5 protein-coding genes are annotated in these 6,587 nt (G+C 68.8%); 1 reads left to right on the top strand and 4 read right to left on the bottom strand.

Annotation, left to right across the window (positions count from 1 at the left end; translation table 11 throughout):
- Positions 1-2,224, top strand: a 2,224-nt coding sequence (locus tag FKN01_RS31825) for a DEAD/DEAH box helicase (RefSeq protein WP_143626122.1), incomplete at its 5' end; no start/stop codon positions are given.
- 372 nt (positions 2,225-2,596) lie between these two features.
- On the opposite strand, the gene FKN01_RS31820 is transcribed toward FKN01_RS31825, so the two are convergent.
- The 4 genes from FKN01_RS31820 to FKN01_RS31805 all read right to left on the bottom strand — a co-directional run bounded on the left by FKN01_RS31820 (position 2,597) and on the right by FKN01_RS31805 (position 6,214).
- On the bottom strand, positions 2,597-3,703 hold the full coding sequence (locus FKN01_RS31820; protein WP_143626121.1) for a hypothetical protein: 1,107 nt from the start codon (positions 3,701-3,703) through the stop codon (positions 2,597-2,599).
- Positions 3,704-3,841: 138 nt separating this feature from the next.
- Positions 3,842-4,255, bottom strand: a complete 414-nt coding sequence (locus FKN01_RS31815; protein ID WP_143626120.1) for an integrase core domain-containing protein — start codon at positions 4,253-4,255, stop codon at positions 3,842-3,844.
- Between the two features lie 327 nt (positions 4,256-4,582).
- The gene (locus FKN01_RS31810) at positions 4,583-5,113 is read right to left on the bottom strand and encodes a hypothetical protein (protein ID WP_143626119.1); all 531 of its coding nucleotides are present in this window, start codon (positions 5,111-5,113) and stop codon (positions 4,583-4,585) included.
- A 636-nt stretch (positions 5,114-5,749) separates the two neighbouring features.
- Entirely contained in the window at positions 5,750-6,214 is a 465-nt protein-coding gene (locus FKN01_RS31805) for a ricin-type beta-trefoil lectin domain protein (RefSeq protein WP_143626118.1), read from the bottom strand.
- Positions 6,215-6,587: the final 373 nt, after the last annotated feature.

The raw sequence follows: 6,587 nt of genomic DNA, 5'->3' as shown, positions 1-6,587 counted from the left end.
GACCGTGCGGGAATGGAGGGCGGCCGGCCACCACGGCCCCGCCGTCGCGGTCTGCTCACTGGAAGACGACCCGCACCTGTGGGACCTCAAGGTCCGCTCCACAACGTCCGCACCGCAGCTGGCCCTGTGGCACGGACGGGGGCCCGTGACCGTGTACGCCACCTACGCCTCCCTCCCCGTCCTCGCAGAAGCCCACGAAGGGCTCTACGGGCTGCCCATGGACGTCTTCGACCTCGTGGTCGTCGACGAAGCCCACAGAACCAGCGGCTCGGCAGGAAAGGCCTGGGCCGCCGTCCACGACCAGGACGTCATCCCCGCCATGCGCCGCCTCTACATGACCGCCACGCCCAGGATCTGGAAGGAGCGGCCTCCGCGGCTGTCCTGGGCGGAGCGGCAGGACAGGACGGGGGTGCTGCGGGACCGGCTGCCGCAGGAAATGGCCTGCTCGATGGATGATCCCAAGGTGTTCGGCCCGGTCGTCTACGAGTTGTCGCTCGCATCAGCCATCTCCCGGGGGCTGCTGGCGCGGTATCAGATCGTGGTCGTGGAGCTCACCGACCCGGTCGTCACCCCGGCCCGGCTGTCCGGGCCGCAGAAGCGGGACGAGGAGGTCCGCGGCGAGCGGATGGGTGCGCTGCAGGCCGCGCTGCTGGAGACCATGGCCGAACACGGGCTGCAGACCACCATCACCTTCCACCACCGCACCATCGAAGCAGCCGCCTTCGCCGGCGGGCTGAGCCGTGTCGCGAAGCGGCTCCACGCGGCGAACCCGGAGCGGTATCCGGAGCGGGTGTGGGCGGACTGGCTGTGCGGGGACCATGAGGCCGACCACCGGCGCCAGGTCCTCGCCGACTTCGGCCGGCGCGCGGGGCGTGCGGTGCTCTCCAACTGCCGCGTCCTGGGCGAAGGCGTAGACATCCGGGCCGTCGACTCCGTCGCCCTCCTCGACCCCAAAGGATCGCCGGTCGACATCGTCCAGGCCATCGGCCGCGCGCTACGGCAAAAACCGGGCCAGGGAAAGATAGCGACGCTGATCGTGCCCGTCTTTCTCGCCCCTGGTGAAAAGCCCGAAGACATGCTCACGTCTGCTTCGTATAGGCCCTTGGTGAAGGTACTGGAAGGGCTGCGGGCGCACGATGAGCGTGCTATCGAGCTGCTTGCCATTCCCCAGGAACAACAGAAGGCGGTTGTTGATCCGTCGCCTCCGATCGGTCCGGAGCCGGAGGAGGGTCAGGAGGAAACGCGGCCGCTGCTGCGGTTCGCCGCCCCCAGAGACCCGGTCATGATCGCGAAGTGGGTGCGGTTCAACGTCATCAGCACCGAACGCCAGGACTGGCAGCGCGGCTACGACGCCGCCCGCCGCTACTACGAGCGCGAGGGCAACCTGGACGTGCCCTACGAACACACCGAAGGCGCCTACCCGCTCGGCAGGTGGCTGTCCGACCAGCGCCGCTCCTACCGCGCCGGGACCATGAACGGCGAACGCGCCGACGAGCTCGAAGAGCTCGGGATCGTGTGGAACACCGCCGACGCCGCCTTCGAAGAAAACCTCGCCGCCGCGCGTGCGTACTACGCCGAAGCCGGCACCCTGGCCGCGCCCCGACACGCCACCGCCCTCGACAAGCCCATCGGGCAATGGCTCACCAACCTCCGCCGACCCGGAGGACTCGGCAAAGACACCAACCGGGCCCGCCGGCGCGCGGAGCAGCTCGCCGCGATCGACCCGGACTGGAACCCGCGACTACTCGGCTGGACCGTGGACTGGCAACGCTGCTACACCGGCCTCGCCGCGCTCCTGGAGGCCGGGAGCGCGTTGGAGGACATCCAGCCCGGAGTCACCTACCGCGGCGACGACATCGGCCGCTGGACCACCCGGCAGACGCGGGACTGGGCGCAGCTCAACACGGAACAGCGACGAAGGCTGGAGGAGTTGGGGGTGCGGCCGCGGGCGGCTGTGAGGGCACAGAAAGCCCCCACACGGGATGCGGCGAAGACTGGGGCCGGGAAGGGCTCCGAAGCCTTCCAACGCGGCGTTGAAGCACTGCGGCAGTACATCGCACGGGAAGGGAAGACCACCGTCGGACGACAACACGTCGAAGAACTGCCCGACGGAACGACCGTACGACTCGGCGTATTCCTCAGCAACCACAAGAGCAGGCGCGATCGACTGAGCGAGGACCAGCTCGCCGCCCTCGCCGACTTGGGGCTGGAGTGGGCGGCATAGCAGGGTGGCTGGTGCCTCAGAGCTCTGCCCTGAACCGGTAGGGCGTCCCTCTTGTCACGGCTCACTGAACAACGCGAAGCGGCCAGACGGGCAAAGCGCAGTCATAAGCCCGAAATTCGCTCGCTTCCGTACGAGTTCACCGACACTGACGGTCAAGACGCCCCCGAACTGCCGTCAAATTTCGGGCTCTGGCACAACTTCTGTGGAGCGATGCCCACCGGGCCTCTGTCTACCCCTTGGCAAACCCCTGGCCTGCCGGTCCCCGGCATGCTCCGGCCTCGGACACCGAGCCTGGACTCGACACCACAGAAGTTGTGCCAGAGCCCCACTTCGGGAGGCAGGAGAGTCTGGTGCTGTTCGGTTGCCGGAAGGCTAGAAGAGGCCAGCCGAGGTGCTCTGCGTGAGGTTCTCGAGGATCGTGCGCAGCCACGGGCTGCGCACGGCTGGTAGCCGGACCAAGGTGTGTTGGAACGTTCCCCGGTCGGCTCGGAACAGGTGGTTGGGCAGCAGCGGAAGCGGGTAGTCGCGGAGGACGTCTTGGGCTATGCGGCCCGTCGCGGGAACCGGCAAGTTCGGTTCGGGAGAGACCAGCCACAGCCAGACTCCCAGCGGCAGGGGCACCAGGTATGCCGGTGTGGTCGGGTCGGCAGGGGTCCAGGTCCGGCCCGTCTGGGGATGGACGGGGACGAGGAGGATGTCGACGCCTGCGTCCGGGGAGGGCTGTCCCGGTCCGGCCAGGACGGCATGCCGCTCCCGGGTGCCTGCCGGAAGCAAGGCGTCGAGCGCGCGCCGGAACACGTCCGCGGTCAGGCCGCCCGGAACCCTCACCGGCCGCCCCTCGGAGGCAATCAGAAGGTGGGCGAGCGCCTGGCCGGCTGCCGCCTCCCACTGCGGACTCCACGACCAGTAGTGGTCCGGCCCCAACCGCCCTCCCCACGTGGCGATCGGCTCGAACGGGGGCGTTTTCTCCCCCTTCTCTGCCAACTCCGCCCAGGCCAGGGGTACGGCGTGGATACCGTCGACGGGGACGCGGTGCACGACGTCTGAGCCAAGTCGCACCATCTGCCAGAGCGAGCAATCGTCGACCCTGGTCGCCACGGGGAGGTCGCATGCCTCGCAGGCCATGTTGGGCCCGTCGGCCCCGTCGAGGCCACAGCAGGCACCGCCACTCTTCTCGGGAATCAACCGGGTTTCACGGACATCACCGGGCGCAATGACACTGGCCCCGGGCGTGCCGTCGGACAGGGCACGGACCGGCGCGTAGATGCCGCGTGCCTCAGCCTCGCCCGGAGCGATCTCGTCCCACATCCGCCACGGCCCTCCCCAAGGGTCCGGATCCACGGCAAACGTCCCTGACTCCATGAGCACCGGAAGCTGGGCCCCGTTCCCGTACCGCTGACGTGCATGGACCGGCAGTGCGACCTGGGACAGCGGGACGGTCAGCTCGGCACCGCATCCCGCACACACGAAAACGAACAAACTTCCTCCGCCTGGGAAACAGACGCATCGTCGCAGCTCACCGGCGGGCGGCCAACATGTTTTCTCATCTGCTGTGGGAACGGCACCTGCCACCGTCGCGAAGTGTCAACGCAGCGCGAGCAGATGTCAGCTGCTGCCTCAGACTGAACCGTTCCGGGTTCGGCGAGATCTGATGTTGGTTGTGACCTGGGGATTCGTGGTTGCTCGGTAGTGGTTGTTCTCGTATTCGACGGGTGGGTCGTGCCCTATCTCACCGTGGAGTCGTCGGTGGCTATACCAGTCGACGTACTCGGCGGTGGCGAGTTCGACGTCGGGCAGCGACTTCCAGGGCCGTCGGGGCTTGATCAGCTCGGTCTTGAAGAGGCCGATCGTGCTCTCCACCAGGGCATTGTCGTAGGAGTCACCGACCGATCCGATCGAAGCGGCGATCCCGGCTGCGTCCAGATGCTCGGCGAGCCGGAAATTGGTGTACTGCGATCCGGCATCGGAGTGATGGATCAACTCGCCCGGCCAGACCGGGCGTTGGTCGCAGTCACGCCCCCAGATCGCCATCTCCAGCGCGTCCAGCGCCGAGCCGCCGTTCTCGGATCACGAAGGCCAAACCGATCCGCCCCGCTCCCTGCCCGGCGCCCCTCGCCTGCCTCGGGGCTCGACTCTGGTGCCGGTGCTGGGGCCGCGTCACGCGGGGGTGTGCGTGCTCGGCAGTTGTGGCTTGCGCCGGAGGCGGGCGAGCAGGCAGAGCCGGCTGCAGCGGCCACCACGAAAACGACGTCATCCTGATCTGCCTCGACTGGCCCGGCCCGACGCTGAAGGGCGCCACACCACCGCCGGTATCGACACCTGACTGGTGGTGCGACGCCCCTGGCAGCTCCTGCTGCGTCAGCCGATGTTGGGGGTGACCACGAAGGTGGCGGCCAGGGTGTTGGAAGTCAGGCCCTCGTTGTCGCAGGCGGTCAGGTCCAGGGTGGTGCCGGTCATGGTCAGGACGGCCAGGCTGCCGGCGAAACGGCCGGCGGTGATGCTGCCCGACTGGATGAGGGAGGTCACCCCGTTCACGGTGTTGAAGACGGTCGTGTAGTCGAAGGTGCTGGTCTGGCCGTTGTTCCAGGTGAGGACCAGCTGTCCGGGTGTGGCCAGCAGCAGGTTGCTGCACTTGAGGCCGGGGAACTCGGCCGTCACATGGTTGCTCGCGGACGCCAGGAGCGGGGTGACGCAGACACCGAGGTCGATGTCCCGGGTGACCTCTATGTTCTGGGGCGTGTTGGTGACGCCGGGGGAGAACTGGTAGGTGGCCGTGCCGGTACAGGTCGCGAGGTCGAGCGGGTCGGCGGCGGCCGGTGGTGCGGCGAGTGCTCCGAGGGCGGTCAGCAGGCCGGCTGCGGACATGGCGAGGGGGACGCGCAAGCGCATGGTGAGCTCCGATCGCTGGGCTCCGGCCACAGCCGGAACAAGAGACGGCGACAAGCCCTCGGGGCTCTTCGCCGGGCGTGCAGGGAGCATCGTCCTGAAACCGACCCGGCGGCAGGCGCATACCGGCAGAAGGGAAGCGCGTAACAGGCGCGCAGACATATCGCACGCCCCGAGGCGAGGGCTGCGGAGAACCAGAGCGAAAGCGCTGCGCTGACGATGCCCGGAGCGATCAGCTTGCCGTACCCGGCCAGGAGGGCCATGCAGCCAGCAGGTGATCGGTCCTCCATCAGTGGCGACGCAGGGCGGGGAGCCTACGGCGCCAGCTTCGGGTCGCGAGGGGGCCGGCCGCAGTTGCTGTCGGTGCTTCGAGGCCCCGCAGACGTCGACGGTCGCGGTGCCGTGCGCGGCAAGGGGGGCGTCGCAGCCGATGACGTCGTAACCGTAGATGTCGAGCCGGACGGTGGTGTGGCGGCGGGCCGCGGCGGTGGCGGCCCGGGCGGTGTTGGGGGCGGTGGGTCTTTCGATTCCACCCTGCCTGGCTCCCGGCTTCCATATGAGGCAGTAGGGGCTCTCATCGCCCCCCCCTTGCGGGCCTGCCCAGCCTGGCCGGCGCCGGGCTGGGCAGGCCGCAGGGTGTCAGGCGAGGGCGAGGCTGATCTGGTCGTTGAAGACCACCCAGTGCTGCCCCGGGTCGGAGGTGTCGCACGGCTTGGTGGAGACCGCCGGTGTTCCCCATGCGTTGGCCAGGCAGTAGGCGGGGGCGAAGTTGAGGGAGAGCTTCTGTCCTGCCACGTCCCAGTACTGGCCCTGGTCGCGGGGGGCGCAGGGCTTGACGGAGACCTCTGCGGTCCCCCACGTGTTGGCCAGGCAGTAGCCGCGGGCGTTGGCCAGGGCGACCTGGTGGCCCGAGACCACCCAGTGCTGGCCCTGGTCACCGGGCGCGCACGGCTTCACGGACACCTTGGGGGTCCCCCAGTCGTTCGCGAGGCAGTAGGCACCGGCCGCGCGCGTGTCCCCCTGGGCGGCGCCGGCTGAACCGGCCCCGGTGAGCAGGGAGGCAGCCAGCATCGCGGTGGCGGCCCAGGCGGCAGTCTTGTTCATCGAGCCTCTTCTCGTACGCGGCGGGCCGCGGAGCACCGTGTGCGCACCGGCATCGCCCCCGGCACGGCACTGGCTCCGGGGCTACCCGCCCGCCTATGACGGTGACAGAGGCCACAAGCCCGTGAACAGCGGAAACCGGGAAAACCACCCAGAACGAGCATTCATCACACCCATGAGAGGCGGGCAACCGTTCAGAGCTTCGGCCGTCACGTTGTCATACGAGTCCACGACCGGCCCGACGAAGCCAGAGGCACCGATGTCCACGAGCCGGCCGGTACACGGATGAGGCCAGTCCTCCGGCTCTGCGGTGGTGGTGTCAGCCGAAGTCACCGAGGTCGGTGCACGTCTTGCGCAGCGATTTCAGCCGGTCGTT

The sequence above is a fragment of the Streptomyces sp. 130 genome (genome assembly GCF_007096885.1).
Taxonomy (GTDB): domain Bacteria; phylum Actinomycetota; class Actinomycetes; order Streptomycetales; family Streptomycetaceae; genus Streptomyces.
The sequence above is the reverse complement of the archived record's forward strand: the minus strand, read 5'-3'. Positions and strand labels throughout refer to the sequence as shown.